Below are 16,872 nucleotides of genomic sequence, written 5' to 3'. Positions count from 1 at the left end.
AATGAAAAAAAAAATACATCCTGAAAATTATAGACCTGTTGTTTTTAAAGATATTAATAACGAAAAAATATTGATTTGTAGATCTACTGTTAAGACTAAAGAAACTATTAAAATAAAAGGAGTTGTTTATCCATTATATAAAATGGAAATATCTAGTTATTCTCATCCTTTTTTTACTGGAGAAAAGAGATTTGTAGGAAAAACAGGACCAGCTGAAAAATTTAGAAAAAAATATGAAAAATATAATAAAAATAAAAAAAGTAAATAATTCTTAATGGAAAATTTTTTTATTTTATATGATGGATTTACAGAATGGAAAAAATTACTTCCTATTACATTTACTCGACCTATTTCAGAAATTCGTTTAGGTATTTTTACCATAAAAGAAAGGTGGAAAAAATATTTAAGAAGAAAGGCTTTTGTTTTTACTCTTCCATTTCTTTCGAAGAAATATGGAAAAATGAATATAATAAATGAAGAATTAAAAGATGTGTTATTCATAAATTCTTCATTTATACCGAATGAAGAATTAATTCAATTAATTTTTAAACTTAATAGTAATGAAGCTATACTGTTTAATAAAAAGATAGTAGCTATACGAAAAGATTTTTTTCCAATAGAATCTTATTCTACAACTATTATGCATATTGAAAATATGCATGCTTTAAAAAAAGTATATTATATTAATAAAATACTTGAAATTCAATATCCATGGGATCTTTTTTTAAAAAATGAAATTGTATTAAATCAAGATTTTTTTTTTCTGACGAAAGGGAGAAAATCTTTTTCATTGTTTGGAAATAATCATATTCTTTCTAAGAAAAGTATCTTCTTAGAAGAAGATATGATAGCTGAAAATATTGTATTAAACGCAAAATTAGGACCAATTTATATTGATACTGGAGTTCAAATAATGGAAGGTACTATAATTAAAGGACCGGTAGCTATCTGTAATAGCTCTATATTAAACATGGGAACAAGAATATATGGAGCAACAACTATTGGTCCATTTTGTAAAGTTGGAGGAGAAATAATGAATTCTATTATACTTTCTTATTCTAATAAAGCTCACGATGGATTTTTAGGAAATACTATATTAGGTGAATGGTGTAACTTAGGAGCCGGTACTAATATTTCCAATTTGAGAAATGATTATTCTAATGTCTCCATTTGGGATTATGAAAAAAAAATCTTTTTACCTGTTAATCTTCAATTTTTAGGAATGATAATGGGAGATTATTCTAAATCATCTATTAATACTCAATTTAATACAGGTACTATGGTTGGTGTCAATGCAAATGTTTTTGGATATGGGTTTCCACCTAGAAACATTCCTTCTTTTTCATTTGGAGGAATACAAGATAGAAAAACAATTCCTTTTCAAAAAGTTTGTGAAATGGCAGATATGATAATGAAAAGAAGGAAAATATCTTTTTCTATTTTAGAAAAAGACATTTTAAAACATTTATATACTTCGATAGATAAAGATATAACTTTTTTTAAAGAAGAAATAAAGTAGATGATTTTTGTTCTTTGTAAATTTAGATAATAAATAAAATATAATGCTGAAACATAATTTAGGTTATCCAAGAATAGGAATACGTAGGGAATTGAAAAAGGCTTGTGAAGCCTATTGGAGTTCTAAAATAGATTATCAAGAATTGTTTAATGTTGGAAGAAAAATTCGTCAAATAAATTGGATTGATCAAGAAAAATTTGGTTTAGATTTAATTCCATGTAATGATTTTAGTTTTTATGATCATGTTTTAGATATGTCTCTATTATTGGGTTCTATACCAGATTATTTTTTTTCTATTCCAGAAGGTGAAGAAAATATAAATATTTATTTTTCTATGGCTAGAGGATTTCAAAAAAAAGGATTGGATCTAAAAGCTATGGAAATGACGAAATGGTTTAATACTAATTATCATTATATAGTTCCAGAGTTCAAAAAAGACCAAAAGTTTTATATTCATTCTAATAAAATATTTTCTGAATTTGAAGAAGCAAAGAGTATAATAAAAGTCATTCCAAAACCTGTATTGATTGGTCCTATTACTTATCTTTTTTTAGGTAAAGAAAAAGATAAGTCTTTTCACAGAATGGATTTAATTGATAATATCCTTTCTGTTTACATAAAAATTATTCAAAAATTAATAGATAAAGGAGCAACTTGGATACAAATAGATGAACCTGTATTAGTTTTAGATTTATCTACAAAAGAAAAAGAAGCTTTTCTGTATGCATATCAAAAAATATCTAATTTATTTTTTAATAAAATAAATATTTTATTAACCTCTTATTTTGATGGAGTTGCAGAAACAATTCATCTTTTTAGAGATATCTCTATACAAGCTTTACATATTGACATAGTTGAAAAACCAAAACAATTAGACGATATTCTTCCATTTTTTATGGATAAAAAAATGATATTATCATTGGGTTTAATAGATGGAAGAAATATTTGGAAAAATAACTATAGTGAATCAATTAAATATATTAAAAAATCAATAGATGCTCTAGGAGAAAAAAGAGTTATGATTGCTCCTAATTGTTCTCTTTTACACGTCCCTATAGATTTAAATGAAGAATATTCTATTCACTCAGACATAAAGAATAAAATGTCTTTTGCAAAACAAAAAATTTGCGAATTAAATGATTTAAATAGTATCATAAAAGGATCTAAAAATATTTTAATGGAAAATATTCACTCCTTGGAGGAATCACAAAAATCTTTAATCATTCATGATCATAAAATAAAGGAAAGAGTTCTTCAAGTGGAAGAAAAATATTTAAGAAGAAAAAACATTTTCAACATACGTCAAAAAAAACAGAATAATAAATTTAATTTACCATTATTTCCTACTACGACCATAGGTTCTTTTCCTCAAACAAAGAAAATTAGATCCTTAAGAAATCAGTATAAAAGGAAAGAATTAAGTAAAAAAGAATATGAAAAAAAAATTCAATATTTTATAGTAGATCTTATTAAAAAACAAGAAAATCTTGGTTTAGATGTATTGGTACATGGAGAGTTTGAGAGAAATGATATGGTAGAATTTTTTTCAGATAAATTAAAAGGTTTTCTTTCTACTGAAAATGGATGGGTTCAAAGTTATGGAAGTCGTTGTGTAAAACCTCCTGTAATTTATGGAGATGTAAAAAGACTTCATGAAATGACTTTAGATTGGATCCGTTTTTCTCAAACTAAAACAAAAAAACCAATTAAGGGTATGTTAACTGGTCCTGTGACTATATTAAAATGGTCTTTTGTAAGAAATGATCAAGCCATTTCAAATACAGCTTATCAAATCGCTTTAGCAATAAGAGATGAAGTTCAGTCATTAGAAAATGCTGGTATTCAAATTATTCAGATAGATGAACCAGCTATAAGAGAGGGGCTTCCATTAAAAAAGAAAGATTGGATATCTTATTTTGATTGGTCTATTAAGGCTTTTCGTCTTTCTTCAAGTGGAGTAAATGATGAAACACAAATTCATACGCACATGTGTTATAGCGAATTTAATGATATCTTGGAGCATATATCTAATATGGATGCAGATGTGATTACAATGGAAACATCTAGATCTAGAATGGAATTATTAAAAGCTTTTTCGGAATTTTCTTATCCTAATGGAATTGGACCGGGAGTGTATGATATTCATTCTCCAAGAATACCTTCTGTAAAAGAGATGTTTGATTTAATTAAAGAAGCTTCTAAAAATATACCAATTCGAAATTTATGGATTAATCCAGATTGTGGTTTAAAAACTAGAAAATGGGAAGAAGTTATTCCTTCTTTAAAGAATATGATAAAAGCTGCTAAATTAGCTAGAAGAAAAATTATAGATATCTAGAAAATAAATTAGGTTGTATATAAAATTAAAATGAAGTTACAGGATAAAGAAGAAAAAATTAAGAAAGAATTTTTTCTTCTCAAAAATTGGGAAGAAAAATATGAATATCTTATAGATTTGGGTAAAAAACTTCCAAAAAAATCAGATATTTTTAGATCTGAAGATAAATTGATTAATGGTTGTCAATCTAAAGTTTGGCTAGAAGCTAAATTAAAAGGGAAATTTGTTTTTTTTGAAGCAGATAGTGATGCTTTATTAACCAGAGGAATGGTTTATATTATGATAAATATTTATTCAGGACTTCTTCCTGATGAAATTATTTCTGCAAAATCAGACTTTATTTATGAAATGGGTTTTACCACTTTTTTATCTCCAATCCGTGCTAATGGAATACTTTTATTATTTAAAAAAATAAAATTATATGCGATAGTATTAAATGCTAAAATAGCTATGAATTTTAATAAAAAATAATATGATATTTCAAACTATTAATCCTGTAGATAACCATATAATAAATACTTATTCTTTTATCAATAATCAAGATATTAAAGAAAAGTTGTTCTTGTCTGATAAAGCTTATAGCATCTGGAGTAATGATTCTTTTTCTTACAGAAGAAAAAAAATATTCCAATTATCTAAGTCTATGAAACATATTATAGATATAATAGCTTATTTAATTACCCAAGAAATGGGAAAACCTATTAGTCAATCACGTATAGAAGTAGATAAATGTATAAAATTATGTGAATATTATTCTAATTTAGAAGAGTCTATTTTTTTACAAAAAATATCTGCTTCTGAATACGAAAAATCATATGTTAAATATGAGTCTATAGGTGTATTATTAGGAATAATGCCTTGGAATTATCCTATATGGCAAACCATAAGATTTGCTATTCCTAATATTTTATTAGGAAATGTAGTCATACTTAAACCCTCAACTAATACGGCTGGATGTTCTCTTCTTTTAGAAAAAATATTTATTGATTCTGGATTTTTAAAAGGAATATTTCAAATTTTTTTAATAGATATACCTCAGATAGAAATTTTAATATCAAATCCTATTATACGAGGAGTCTCTTTTACTGGTAGTCATACAGCAGGTAGTTACGTAGGATCTTTGTCTGGTAAATATATTAAAAAATCAATTTTAGAATTAGGAGGAAATGATGCTTTTGTAGTAATGAAAGATGTAAGTGATATTAAAGAAACAGCTATCTTAGCTACAAAATCTAGATTAAATAATACTGGACAGACATGTATTTCTGCTAAAAGATTTATAGTTGAGGATGTGATCATAGATGATTTTATAGATCTTGTTATCCAAGAAATGAAAAAATATAATAAAGGAGATTTACATGATGAACAAACAAGAATAGGATATATATCTCGTGTTGATTTATCTGAAAAATTATATAAACAATATCAAGATATTATTTTGAATGGAGGAAAAATTTGTTTGAAAGCAATAAGAGATGAAAATTTTTTTTCTCCTTCTTTATTGAGAATAGAAAATAATAATTTTTCTTTTAACAAAGAAGAATTATTTGGTCCAATAGCTCTAATTTCTTCCTTTTCAAAAGAAAAAGAACTTCTATCTATAGTGAATGATACTTCATACGGTTTAGGAGCTTCCATATGGACAAAAGATTTAGAAAAAGCAGAAAAATTATCCAATAAAATAGAGACTGGAATGGTTTTTATTAATGAGATAGTTAAATCTGATCCTAGATTTCCTTTTGGAGGAACGAAAAAATCTGGATATGGAAGAGAACTTTCTATTTTATCTATTAAAGAATTCACAAATTGTAAAACCATAATTATAAAATCTAAATAATTAAAGAATTCTTCGCATCCTTGCTACTGGAATATTCATTTGATCTCTATATTTAGCGATGGTACGTCTAGCTACTATGTATCCTTTTTTTCTAAAAATATTTGATAATTTTTCGTCAGTAAGTGGTTTTCTTTTATTTTCTTTATAAATAAATTCTCTTAATAATTTCTTTATTTCAATGGAGGAAATCTCTACACCTTTTTTGTTTATCATTTTCTCCGAGAAGAAACTTTTGATTAAAAAAGTACCATATGGTGTATTGACATATTTGCTATTAGCGACACGAGATACAGTAGATATACCTACTCCTATTTTTTGTGATATATTTTTCAGAATCATAGGTTTTATTTTATATGGATCTCCAGTGAAAAAATATTCTTTTTGATAATCCATAATAGCGTTCATGGTCATCATCAATGTATTTTGACGTTTTTTTATAGCATCTACAAACCATTTAGCTGAGTCTATTTTTTGTTTTAGAAAAACAATAGTATTTTCATTTTTTGAAATATTTTTTTTTTTCGAATTTTTATAAGATTTTAACATATCTATATATAAGGATGAAACTTTTAATTCTGGAGTATTTCTATGGTTCAAAGATAACTCTAGTTTTTCATCTGAAATACATATGGTAAAATCTGGTATAAGATGATCCCAATTCTTATTATTATTACTTCCAGAGTAGGTTTTTCCTGGTTTCGGATTTAGTTTTTCTATTTGTTGTATAGCTAATCGTAAGTTTTTTTTTGTTACACTTAATTTGTCTTGTAGTTTTTTGTAATGTTTTTTTGTGAAAATATCGAAGTAATTTTGTATAATATTTTTTGCTAAATTAATTTCATTAGATTTTTTTTTATTTTTTAATTGTAAAAAAAGACATTCTTTCAAATTCCTAGAACCTACTCCTATAGGTTCTAGTTTTTGTATATAATTATATAACAATTTTTCTACTTTTTCGATAGAAACTGTTATTCCAAGTATAAAAAGAATATCATCAGTTATAGATGTTATTTCTCTTCTTATATAACCATCTTCATCTAAATATCCTAACAGAAAATCAGCTATAAGTAAGTCATCTTTTTTTAAACGAAAAGTATGCAATTGACTTTTTAAATATTCTTGAAAAGATATTCCAGAAACAATTGGAATATTTTTTTCGTTATTAAAATGATTGTGTTGAATATGATTTTTAAAATCTGTATTATCTTCTTCGTTATTTAAATATTCCTCTATATTTATTTCAGGAATATCTAAGGATTTATTTTGATCTTCTTCTATATCAAATATATTTTCTTCTGATGTATCAGACTCTTCTGAGATTTCTTCTTCTATTTCTAATGCTGGATTTTCTTCTAATTCTTGTTGAACTTTTTGTTCAAAATCTAAGGTAGACAACTGTACCAGTTTCATAAGTTTAATTTGTTGTGGGGAGAGTTTATGTTGTCCTTTTTGTAAAAGTTTTTGTTTTAACATTTTTTACTTTAAAATTCTGCATGATTCGGAGTTCTTGGAAAAGGAATTACGTCACGAATATTTTTCATTCCTGTAATAAATTGAACTAAACGATCCATACCTAAGCCAAAACCACTATGGGGGACACTACCAAAACGACGTGAATCTAAATACCACCACAATTCATTATGATCTATGTTAATATTTTTTATTCGTTTTAATAATAAATCATAACGTTCTTCTCTTTGAGAACCTCCAATAATCTCTCCTATTTCAGGAAATAAAATATCCATAGCTCTAACTGTTTTTCCATCATCATTTATTCTCATATAAAAAGCTTTAATAGAAGAAGGATAATCAAAAATAATTATAGGAAATTTGAAATATTTTTTTATTAAAAAAAGTTCATGTTCTGATTGTAAATCTAAACCCCAATTAACCGGATGAATAAAATTAACTTTTTTTTTATTAATACTTTTTTCAAGTATATTGATCACTTCTGTGTAAGAAATTCTTATAAATGGATATTTTAATATATTTTCTAATTTTTTTAAAAGTGTAGTTTCCTCTTTTTGATTCCATTTTTTTATATGATCATTTAAAAATAAAAGATCTTCTATACAATTCTCAATTGTATATTGAATAATAAATTTTAGAAAATTTTCTGCTAAATTCATATTTTCTTCTAAATGATAAAAAGCCATTTCTGGTTCTATCATCCAAAATTCAGATAAATGTCGTGAAGTATTGGAATTCTCTGCTCTAAAAACGGGTCCAAAAGTATAAACTTTTCCTAAAGCTAAAGAAGCCATTTCTGCTTCTAATTGTCCAGACACACTAAGATAGGTTTTACACTTAAAAAAATCTTTTTCATTAAGATTTTTTTTTTTATTTTTAGTTGTTACCTGAAACATTTTTCCTGCTCCTTCAGCATTTAAAGTTGTAATAATTGGAGTATGAACGTAAAAAAATCCATTTTTGTGAAAATATTTGTGGATAGAAAAAGAAATATGATGACGTATACGCATAATACTACTAAAAAGATTAGTACGTAATCGTAAATGTGCTTGTGATCGTAATTTTTCTAGACTGTGTTTTTTAGGTTGTAAAATAGTTTTTTGAAATTCTTTTAGATCCACTTCTCCATAGATATTGATATCTAACAACTCTAATTCTATAGACTGTTGTTTACCTAGGCTTTTTTTGACTACTCCTAAAATTTTAACAGAAGTCCCGATAGTTATTTTTTGTATAGTTTCTTTTTCAAGTTTTTTTAATAAAACAATTTGAATATTTTTTATTGTAGATCCATCATTTAACGATATAAAAATAGAATTTCGAAAAGAACGAATCCATCCTTCTACTATAACATTTTTTTTTAAAAAAAAAATTCCTTTCTCTAATAATTCTTTAATCGAATATTTTCTTATTTTCATGAATAGTAAAGTAATTAGTTATATATTTAATATTTCTTTTTCTTTTTCATGAAAAAGAATTTCAATCTTTTGAATATACTCTTTTGTTGTTTTTTGTATATGATTTTCTCCTATTTTTGATAAATCATCAGATAATTTTAATTGTTTTATAGATTGATTATTTTTTTTTCGTACTGTTCTTATTAATATTTTGGATTTTTCTATTTTTGTTTTGATTCTTTTCATCAAATTTATTCTACTTTCTTCCGTAAGAATTGGAAGATGAATATATAATAAATTTCCTTTATTAGTTGGCATAAAACCTAGATTTGCATCTATCACTGCTTTATCTATGTTTGATATAAGCGTACGATCCCAAGGTTCAATGGTAAGATTCATATGATCAACAATGTTTATTGTAGATATTTCAATCATGGGTAAGAAAGTCCCATAACATTTAACTCTTATATTTTCTAAAATAGAAAGGATGGATTGACTACCTAATCTCATACGATGAATTTCTTCTTGAAGTTGGTTCAAAATTTTTTTCATGTTTTTTTTGCAAGACATGAAAACTTTATTTAACTCATCCATTACATAACTTTTTTTATTTGGAAACAATAGTTCCTATTTTTTCTCCAGAAATTACTTTTTTTAAATTTCCTTTTTTATTTATATCAAAAATAATAATAGGTAGATTATTTTCATTTCCCAAAATAAAGGCTGTTTTATCCATTACTTTTATTTCCATTTTATAAGCCATATCAAATGATATACTTGTAAGCTTTTTAGCATATTTATCTTTTTCTGGATCATCTGTATAAATTCCATCTACTCTAGTCCCTTTCAATAAAACATCTGCTTTAATTTCCATAGCACGTAAAACAGCTGCAGTGTCTGTAGTAAAATAAGGATTACCCAAACCTGCCACAAATATTACAACTCTACCCTTTTCAAGGTGATGAATAGCTCTATCTTTTACAAATGGTTCAGCTATCTGATCCATTCTAATTGCTGTTTGTATAGACGTACAAATTCCTAAATTTTCTAAATAAGCTTGAAAAGCTATTCCATTTATAACAGTGGCTAACATCCCCATATAATCTCCGCCTATACGACCTATCATTTTTTTTTTCATATTTTTATTAGATAAACCTCTAAAAATATTACCACCTCCAATTACTATAGCTACTTGACCTCCTATGTCTACAACTTTTTTTACTTCTTCAGCATATTTTTGAAGTGAAGAAGAATGAAAACCAAATTCTTTTTTTCCCATAAGAGCTTCTCCACTTAATTTCAACAATGATCTTTTGTACTTCATGGAAAAATGCCTAATTTTTCATAAGAATTTATGATTTTCTTTATAGAAAGAACAAATGCAGCCGTACGAAGACTTTCAATTCCAAAAGATTTTTTTATATCTAGAATTTTATGAAATCCACTGATCATTGTATCTTCTAATCCACTACGAATTAAATCGATTTCTTTTGGTCCTCTTAAATTTTCTTCTCTTATTGGAATTTTTTTTCTACAAACAGTTTCTATTGATTGTATAAGTTCTGCATTCATATTTTCACTAAAACGTTTTCCCATACGACCATAACGGACATGACTCAAATTCTTTAACCATTCGAAATAAGATACGGTAACACCCCCAGCGTTTAAATAAATATCCGGAACGACAACAATACCTTTTTTTTCTAGAATTTCATCAGCTTCAGGAGTAACAGGACCATTAGCTGCTTCCCCTATAATTTTCGCTTTAATGTGATTAGCATTATTTTTATGTATAACATTTTCTAATGCAGCTGGTATAAGTATATCACATTCTAATTCTAGAGCTTTTTCTGTATTTTCTATATTTTTTGATTCTGGATAATTTAATATAGATCCAGTGTTCTTTAAATGTAAAATAACATTAGATACATTTAATCCATTTTCATTATAAATGGCTCCTTCTCTTTCGGCTAAAGCTACAATAACAGCTCCTGCTTCATGAAAAAATTTAGCTGCATGAAAACCTACATTTCCTAATCCTTGAATGATAACTTTTTTTCCATATAAACCTGCATTTAGTCCAATTGATAACATATATTCCTTCATTTTACATAATTCTCTAATTCCATAAAAAACACCTAATCCTGTGGCTTCTTTTCTTCCCCTAACCCCCCCTTGAGAAATAGGTTTACCTGTAACACAAGCTAAAGCATTAACTTCTCCGGAACTAATAGATAAGAAAGTATCAAAAATCCAACTCATTTCTCTTTCTCCACTACCATAATCAGGAGCTGGAACATCTATTCCTGGACCTATAAAATTTTTTTTTATTAATTCAGAAGTATAACGACGGGTTATTTTTTCCATTTCTTCTACAGAAATAACTTGTGGATCTATTTTAATACCTCCTTTAGCTCCTCCAAATGGAACATCTACTATAGCACATTTATAAGTCATCAATGCGGATAGAGTCATTATTTCATCTTGATTGACTTTTGTACTATATCTAATTCCACCTTTACATGGTAATTTATGATGCGAATGCTGAACCCTGTATGCTTCAATGACTTTTATTTTTTCTCCTATTTTTACAGGGAAATGCATGCTATATATAGAATTACAAGCTTTAATTTGTTCTAAAATGCCAGAAAAACCTTTCTTAATAGAAAGGTATTTAGTCGCTTTATCAAAATTTTTTTCTATACAATTAAAAAAACTATACGTATTATTTTTATTTTTTCTTGACATAAAGAAAATTTTTTATAACATAAATGAAAAAAATTTCAAAAAGACGGTTGAATGTCATACAAATCTACATAAATATATGTAATTGAAGATCCATTAAAAAAATTATTTTCCTATAATATTTATTATTTTATTTTGAATAATAATTATTTTTTTCAATTTTTTTTCTTTTAAAAAGATCTTTACTTTAATATGATTTAGTATTTTTTTTTCTATTTCTTTCTTTTTTAAAGAAACTTCAAACGTTTCTGTAAATTTAAATTTTCCATTTAACATAATTGGATATGTTATTTTATTTTCTAATAAATATTTTTGATCAAAATTAGGAAAGGAATAAAATAAAATTGATTTTTTTTTACCTAATTTCATCCATATTTCTTCTGAAATATGTGGGGTAAATGGAGCTAATAATTGAACCAAAGGTTCCAATATTTTTCTTTTATTACATTTTAGAATAATTAATTTATTTACCATAATCATTAGATAACTAATAGATGTATTAAAGGAAAATGAATTTATTTTTTCTTTTAATTTTTTAATTGTGAAATGTAAAATTTTTAGTTCTTTAAAAGTTGGAGTATTATTACTGATATAAAATGTTTGATTATTGTTATTATGAAATAAACGCCATAATTTATTTAGAAAATTTTTTATTCCATTAATTTTTTCGTCATTCCATGGTTTTGATACCATAATTGGACCAAGAAACATTTCATATACACGAAATACATCGGATCCGAATTTTTTATAGATTGTATCTGGAGTGATTACATTATATTTAGATTTCGACATTTTCTCTAATTTTTTCTTACACAAAAAAACACCCTTTTCTAAAACAAATTCTGCATGGTAGTATTCTGATCTCCATTTTTTGAATTTATTTATATTCAATTCATTATTATGATCAATTAAAGAAATATCTACATATACTTCTTGAAAAGAATCATGAAATTTTTTTCTATTGTTCCTTAATCCAAAAGATACAAATATATTTTTTCCAATAATTTTTAGTATAGATACAGAATGACTTAGAATCATTCCTTGATTTAATATTCTTTGAAAAGGCTCTTCTGATTTAATCCATCCTCTATCTTTTAAAAATTTATTCCAAAATCTTGCATAAATTAAATGACCTGTAGAATGTTCAGATCCTCCTATATATAGGTCTACGTTAATCCAATATTTTTCTTTTCTTTTAGATAAAAAAAAATGAGAATTATTAACATCCATATAACGAAGAAAATACCAACTTGATCCAGCCCAACTAGGCATTGTATTAGTCTCTATTGGAAAAATAGATTGATTATCAATAAGAGTATTGGATACTATTTTCTTGTTTTTTTCGTCCCAAGCCCAATTATTTACTCTTACTAATGGAGATTTTCCATTTTTTGGATGATAATTATTTATTTTAGGTAAAATTAGAGGAAGATTTTCTATAGGTATTGGATTTGGTATATGATTTCTCTTATAATAAATAGGAATTGGTTCCCCCCAATATCTTTGTCTTGAGAAAATAGCATCACGTAATTTATAACTATTCTTTTGAAATCCTATTTTCTTTTTTTCTAAAATTAGGATAATTTTTTTTCTAGCTTCTTTTATATTTAATCCATTTAGAAAATAAGAATTAATAAAAGTTTTTTCTTTTTTTTCATTATTGTTGGTTGTTAATACATCTATTATGTCTAAATGAAATTTTTTAGCAAATGTTTGACATATGTTTTCATGACCAGGAATTCCTATCGTCGATCTAGTTTGATTATCTACATAAAAATTATCACTAATATAAATTGGTATTTTTTTATTTTTAATAAAAGGATGAAAAATATAATTTCCTGTGAAAATACCAGAAATACTTTTCTCTTTTTCTATAAGAGAACTTTGTTCGCAAAACGATTTAACTTTTTCTTTTTGGTATAAAAGAGATATTTTTTCCGAAAATGGATGATCTGTAGATAATATGATAAAAGTCATACCAAATATAATTTCTGGACGTTCAAGAAAAATTTCTATTTTTTTAATTCCATTTATATGAAAAAAAAGATCTAAATAAATAGAAATTCCTGACTTTTTTCCTATCCAATTGTATTGAATTTTTTTTAAAGATTCAGAACATTCAATATCATCTAACCCTTTTAAAAGTCTTTCTGCATAAGAAGAAATTCTTATATGCCATTGTAACATTTTTTTTTTATAAATAGGAAATCCTCCCCTTTGACTTTTCCCATTCTTAATTTCATCATTAGCTAAAACTGTACCTAATTCTGGACACCAATTAACTGTATTTTTACATAAAAAAGCTAAACGATAATTTGAAAGAATAGATTCTTTTTTGTAAGAATTAAATTCTTTCCACATTTGAGAATTAAATTTAAAATTAGTAATTTTGTTATTACTACTACTTGGATTAACACATAAATTTCCATTTTTATTGAATTCTTCAATTAAAAGATTTATAGGTTTAGCTTTATCACTATTTTTATCATACCAAGAATCAAAAATTTGAATAAACATCCATTGAGTCCAACGATAATAATCTGTAGAACTAGTACATAGTTGATTTTTCCAATCAAATGAAAGCCCTATTTTTTCCATTTGATTTTTATATCTTTTTATATTATCTCGAGTCGTTTCATCAGGATTCTTTCCTGTTTGAATTGCATATTGTTCTGCAGGTAGTCCAAAAGAATCAAAACCCATGGGGTAAAGTACATTACAACCTTCTGTTCTCTTATATCTAGCATAGATATCTGAAGCTATATAACCTAAACAATGTCCTACATGAAGTCCATAACCAGAAGGATAAGGAAACATATTTAAAATATAAAATTTTGAAGATAGATTTTTTTTTAAAGAATTTTTTGTTTGGAAAATATTTTTTTTTTTCCAAAATATTTGCCAACGTTTTTCTATTTCACGAAAATTATATTCCATATTGAATTTTATTTATTACGTAATTTTAAATTATTCTATTCTTAATAAGAATATTAATAAGTAAAATTAAAATTTTTTCTATCTTTTAATAAAGGAAAAAGATATGTTTAATCCCCATAAAAATTTTTTAGAAAAAAATTTTAATGAGATTTTTTTAAATAATCAAACTATTAATTATTTAATCAAATTGATTCAAACTTATCCGGATAAGGTTATAGAAATATTTATTTTATTAGAAATAGATAAAGCTACTTCTATTTTCAAAGTTTTAGATTTTCCTGTACAGAAAAAAATAATAGAAAATCTTCCTTCAATTAGAATGATGGATTTTCTAAACAAATTATCAATAGACGATCGTGTTTCTTTTTTAGAAAATTTTCCAGAAAAATCTTTAAAAGATTTAATTAAATATTTGACTCCAGAAGAGAAATGTAAAACATTAGTGTCTTTAGGATATCCTGAAAATAGTGTAGGACGTCTTATGATTCCATATTATCTTGCTGTACAAGAAACTTGGAGTGTACAAGAAGTTTTGGATTATATACGAAAAGAAGGAAAAAATAGTGATGTTATAGAAATTGTATATATAATAAATAAAAAAGGAAAATTAATAGATGATATAAAAATACAGGAATTATTAGTAGTAGATCCAACTACTAAAGTTTCTAGTATAATGGATAAACAATATACTGCAGCATTAAGTGTAACAGAGACTGAAGAAATAGCTACAAAAATATTTTCTATGAATAATAGAGTTTCTCTTCCCGTTATAGATGATCAAAAGATTCTACTTGGAATTGTTACTATAGATGATATTTTATGGGTATCAAATGAAAATTATAGAGAAGATATACAAAAAATGGCAGGTATGGAGGCTTTAAATCAATCCTATTTAAATGTTCCATTATTTAAATTAATGAAAAAAAGAGCAGGATGGTTAATTTTATTATTTATAGGGGAGTTGTTGACAACAACTGTCATGCAATATTTTTCAAGTGCAATAGAAAAAGCTATTGTTTTAGCTTTATTTATTCCACTAGTTGTTTCAAGTGGTGGAAATAGTGGATCTCAAGCTTCTAGTCTCATTATTCAGGCTATGGCTTTAGGAGAAGTAAAAATAAAAGATTGGTGGATTGTCTTACGACGAGAAATAATATGTGGATTTTTTTTAGGTTGTATTTTAGGTTTAACAGGATTCATCCGTATTTTAGCTTGGCATAAAGCTAATTTTTTTAATTATGGACCTCATTGTTTATTAGTTGGATTAACTGTTTTTTTATCTTTAATAGGAGTTGTTTTATGGGGGACTTTTAGTGGTTCTATGTTGCCTTTTATTATTAAGAAATTTGGAGGGGATCCAGCAAGTTCTTCTGCCCCTTTTGTAGCTACATTAGTAGATGTTATTGGTTTAATTATATATTTCTCTATATCTTATATTATTTTTCATGGTACTTTATTGTAATTGTTTCTTAAATAATGTAGTATTTCTTCTAAATCTTTAGGAATTCTACATGTAAAAAGGTGTAATTTATCATTCTTTGGATGAATTAAAGAAAGAGAAACAGCATGTAATGCATGTCTTTTTGAATTTAAAAAATTGAAACATTTTTGAAAAAAGATTCTATAATTATTAGATAATTTTTTTTTCATAAGTATTTTATTTCCACCATATGTTGAGTCATTAAATAATGGATGTCCTAAAAATTTGAAATGAACTCTTATTTGATGTTTTTTTCCTGTTTCTAAATTGCAAGAAACAAATGTCATATATTTAAAACGTTCTAAAACTTTGTAATGAGTTATGGAAAATTTTCCATTAGGAAAATTTTTTTTCTTCAAAGTCATTCTTTTTCTATTTTTAGGATCTCTTCCTATGAAACCACTTATTGTTCCTTCTTTTTTCTGTAAATCTCCCCATACTAATGCTAAATACGTTCTTTTTATTGTTTTAGAAAAAAATTGTTTTAATAAATATTTTTGTGCATACTCATTTTTTGCTAAAACAAGTAAACCTGTTGTTCCTTTATCTATTCGATGAACTAAACCAAATCTATATAATTTATCATTATTTTTTAAATAGTATTTAATTCCATGAATAAGTGTTCCACTTTTATTTCCATATCCTGGATGAACGACCATTCCTTCTCCTTTATTTATAACAAGAATATCATCATCTTCATGATGAATATTTAAATAAATCTCTTCTGCTAAAATATTTTTATATTCTGGATCTAAAATAGAAGGATAATATATTTCAGCTTCCACAATATCAAAAGGTTTTATTTTATAATTTTTTTTGATGGGATATTTATTTACTAATACTTTTCCTAAGTCAGTTGCTTTTTGAATTATATTTCTGCTTGTATTTTGGATAGACTGTGTTAAAAATTTATCAATTCTAACGGAATATTGATTTTTTTTTGCAAAAAATTGAAATTTTTTTATAGTCATTTTGGATTAATTATTCCTTTATTTTGTTTTCCTTCTGTTGGTTTGATTATTCCTTTATTTTGTTTTCCTTCTGTTGGTTTGATTATTCCTTTATTTTGTTTTCCTTCTGTTCTTTTTGGTATGCCTTTATTTTGTTTTCCTTCTGTTGGTTTGATTATTCCTTTATTTTGTTTTTTTT

Annotated in this window: 14 protein-coding genes; 6 read left to right on the top strand and 8 right to left on the bottom strand. The window is 25.4% G+C overall.

What is annotated here, in order from left to right; translation table 11 throughout:
* Position 1 precedes the first annotated feature (1 nt).
* Genes H0H78_RS02525 through H0H78_RS02505 form a run of 5 tightly spaced genes read left to right on the top strand, consistent with a single transcriptional unit; the run spans position 2 to position 5,694 of the window.
* Positions 2 to 268, top strand: a complete 267-nt coding sequence (locus tag H0H78_RS02525; RefSeq protein ID WP_185850918.1) for a type B 50S ribosomal protein L31 — start codon at positions 2 to 4, stop codon at positions 266 to 268.
* 6 nt (positions 269 to 274) lie between these two features.
* Entirely contained in the window at positions 275 to 1,519 is a 1,245-nt protein-coding gene (locus H0H78_RS02520; protein WP_185850917.1) for a putative sugar nucleotidyl transferase, read from the top strand.
* 43 nt (positions 1,520 to 1,562) lie between these two features.
* On the top strand, positions 1,563 to 3,857 hold the full coding sequence (gene metE / locus H0H78_RS02515) for a 5-methyltetrahydropteroyltriglutamate--homocysteine S-methyltransferase (protein ID WP_185850916.1): 2,295 nt from the start codon (positions 1,563 to 1,565) through the stop codon (positions 3,855 to 3,857).
* Between the two features lie 30 nt (positions 3,858 to 3,887).
* Entirely contained in the window at positions 3,888 to 4,328 is a 441-nt protein-coding gene (locus H0H78_RS02510) for a SufE family protein (RefSeq protein ID WP_185850915.1), read from the top strand.
* Between the two features lies 1 nt (position 4,329).
* Entirely contained in the window at positions 4,330 to 5,694 is a 1,365-nt protein-coding gene (locus H0H78_RS02505; RefSeq protein WP_185850914.1) for an aldehyde dehydrogenase family protein, read from the top strand.
* On the opposite strand, the gene rpoN is transcribed toward H0H78_RS02505, so the two are convergent.
* The 6 genes from rpoN to leuS all read right to left on the bottom strand — a co-directional run bounded on the left by rpoN (position 5,695) and on the right by leuS (position 14,243).
* Positions 5,695 to 7,167, bottom strand: coding sequence for an RNA polymerase factor sigma-54 (gene rpoN / locus H0H78_RS02500; RefSeq protein ID WP_185850913.1), 1,473 nt, complete (start codon positions 7,165 to 7,167; stop codon positions 5,695 to 5,697). It abuts the gene before it with no gap.
* A gap of 8 nt (positions 7,168 to 7,175) precedes the next feature.
* On the bottom strand, positions 7,176 to 8,582 hold the full coding sequence (asnS, locus tag H0H78_RS02495; RefSeq protein ID WP_185850912.1) for an asparagine--tRNA ligase: 1,407 nt from the start codon (positions 8,580 to 8,582) through the stop codon (positions 7,176 to 7,178).
* An 18-nt stretch (positions 8,583 to 8,600) separates the two neighbouring features.
* A complete protein-coding gene (locus H0H78_RS02490; RefSeq protein ID WP_317167991.1) occupies positions 8,601 to 9,113 on the bottom strand; it encodes a ribosome-recycling factor in 513 nt (170 codons plus the stop codon).
* Positions 9,114 to 9,168: 55 nt separating this feature from the next.
* Complete coding sequence (gene pyrH / locus H0H78_RS02485; protein WP_185850910.1) at positions 9,169 to 9,885, bottom strand: UMP kinase; 717 nt, start codon at positions 9,883 to 9,885, stop codon at positions 9,169 to 9,171.
* Entirely contained in the window at positions 9,882 to 11,309 is a 1,428-nt protein-coding gene (locus H0H78_RS02480; RefSeq protein WP_185850909.1) for a Glu/Leu/Phe/Val family dehydrogenase, read from the bottom strand. Before H0H78_RS02480 ends, pyrH begins: the two co-directional genes overlap by 4 nt.
* Before the next feature lie 102 nt (positions 11,310 to 11,411).
* Positions 11,412 to 14,243: a leucine--tRNA ligase gene (gene leuS / locus H0H78_RS02475; protein WP_185850908.1), complete on the bottom strand. Its 2,832-nt coding sequence runs from the start codon at positions 14,241 to 14,243 to the stop codon at positions 11,412 to 11,414.
* A 103-nt stretch (positions 14,244 to 14,346) separates the two neighbouring features.
* On the opposite strand from leuS, the gene mgtE reads away from it, so the two are divergent.
* Entirely contained in the window at positions 14,347 to 15,705 is a 1,359-nt protein-coding gene (gene mgtE, locus H0H78_RS02470) for a magnesium transporter (RefSeq protein ID WP_185850907.1), read from the top strand.
* Here mgtE and H0H78_RS02465 read toward each other — a convergent pair.
* Positions 15,687 to 16,694 carry an RluA family pseudouridine synthase gene (locus tag H0H78_RS02465; RefSeq protein ID WP_185850906.1) on the bottom strand — a complete coding sequence of 336 codons (1,008 nt, stop codon included), beginning with the start codon at positions 16,692 to 16,694 and terminating at the stop codon, positions 15,687 to 15,689. The two genes, mgtE and H0H78_RS02465, sit on opposite strands and share 19 nt — an antisense overlap.
* Positions 16,691 to 16,872: hypothetical protein (locus H0H78_RS02460; protein WP_185850905.1), on the bottom strand; the 182-nt coding region annotated here is incomplete at its 5' end. The genes H0H78_RS02465 and H0H78_RS02460, both read right to left, overlap by 4 nt.

It is taken from the genome of Blattabacterium cuenoti (assembly GCF_014251235.1).
Taxonomy (GTDB): domain Bacteria; phylum Bacteroidota; class Bacteroidia; order Flavobacteriales; family Blattabacteriaceae; genus Blattabacterium; species Blattabacterium cuenoti_AF.
Note: the sequence above shows the minus strand (reverse complement) of the source record. Positions and strands in the feature narration are given on the sequence as shown.

Coding starts and splice junctions, on each gene's coding strand:
- H0H78_RS02505 (WP_185850914.1), top strand. CDS start 4,330: ATGATATTTCAAACTATTAATCCTGTAGATAACCATATAATAAATACT.
- H0H78_RS02525 (WP_185850918.1), top strand. CDS start 2: ATGAAAAAAAAAATACATCCTGAAAATTATAGACCTGTTGTTTTTAAA.
- H0H78_RS02465 (WP_185850906.1), bottom strand. CDS start 16,694: ATGACTATAAAAAAATTTCAATTTTTTGCAAAAAAAAATCAATATTCC.
- H0H78_RS02480 (WP_185850909.1), bottom strand. CDS start 11,309: ATGTCAAGAAAAAATAAAAATAATACGTATAGTTTTTTTAATTGTATA.
- pyrH (WP_185850910.1), bottom strand. CDS start 9,885: ATGAAGTACAAAAGATCATTGTTGAAATTAAGTGGAGAAGCTCTTATG.
- rpoN (WP_185850913.1), bottom strand. CDS start 7,167: ATGTTAAAACAAAAACTTTTACAAAAAGGACAACATAAACTCTCCCCA.
- H0H78_RS02490 (WP_317167991.1), bottom strand. CDS start 9,113: ATGAAAAAAATTTTGAACCAACTTCAAGAAGAAATTCATCGTATGAGA.
- mgtE (WP_185850907.1), top strand. CDS start 14,347: ATGTTTAATCCCCATAAAAATTTTTTAGAAAAAAATTTTAATGAGATT.
- H0H78_RS02520 (WP_185850917.1), top strand. CDS start 275: ATGGAAAATTTTTTTATTTTATATGATGGATTTACAGAATGGAAAAAA.
- asnS (WP_185850912.1), bottom strand. CDS start 8,582: ATGAAAATAAGAAAATATTCGATTAAAGAATTATTAGAGAAAGGAATT.
- metE (WP_185850916.1), top strand. CDS start 1,563: ATGCTGAAACATAATTTAGGTTATCCAAGAATAGGAATACGTAGGGAA.
- H0H78_RS02510 (WP_185850915.1), top strand. CDS start 3,888: ATGAAGTTACAGGATAAAGAAGAAAAAATTAAGAAAGAATTTTTTCTT.
- leuS (WP_185850908.1), bottom strand. CDS start 14,243: ATGGAATATAATTTTCGTGAAATAGAAAAACGTTGGCAAATATTTTGG.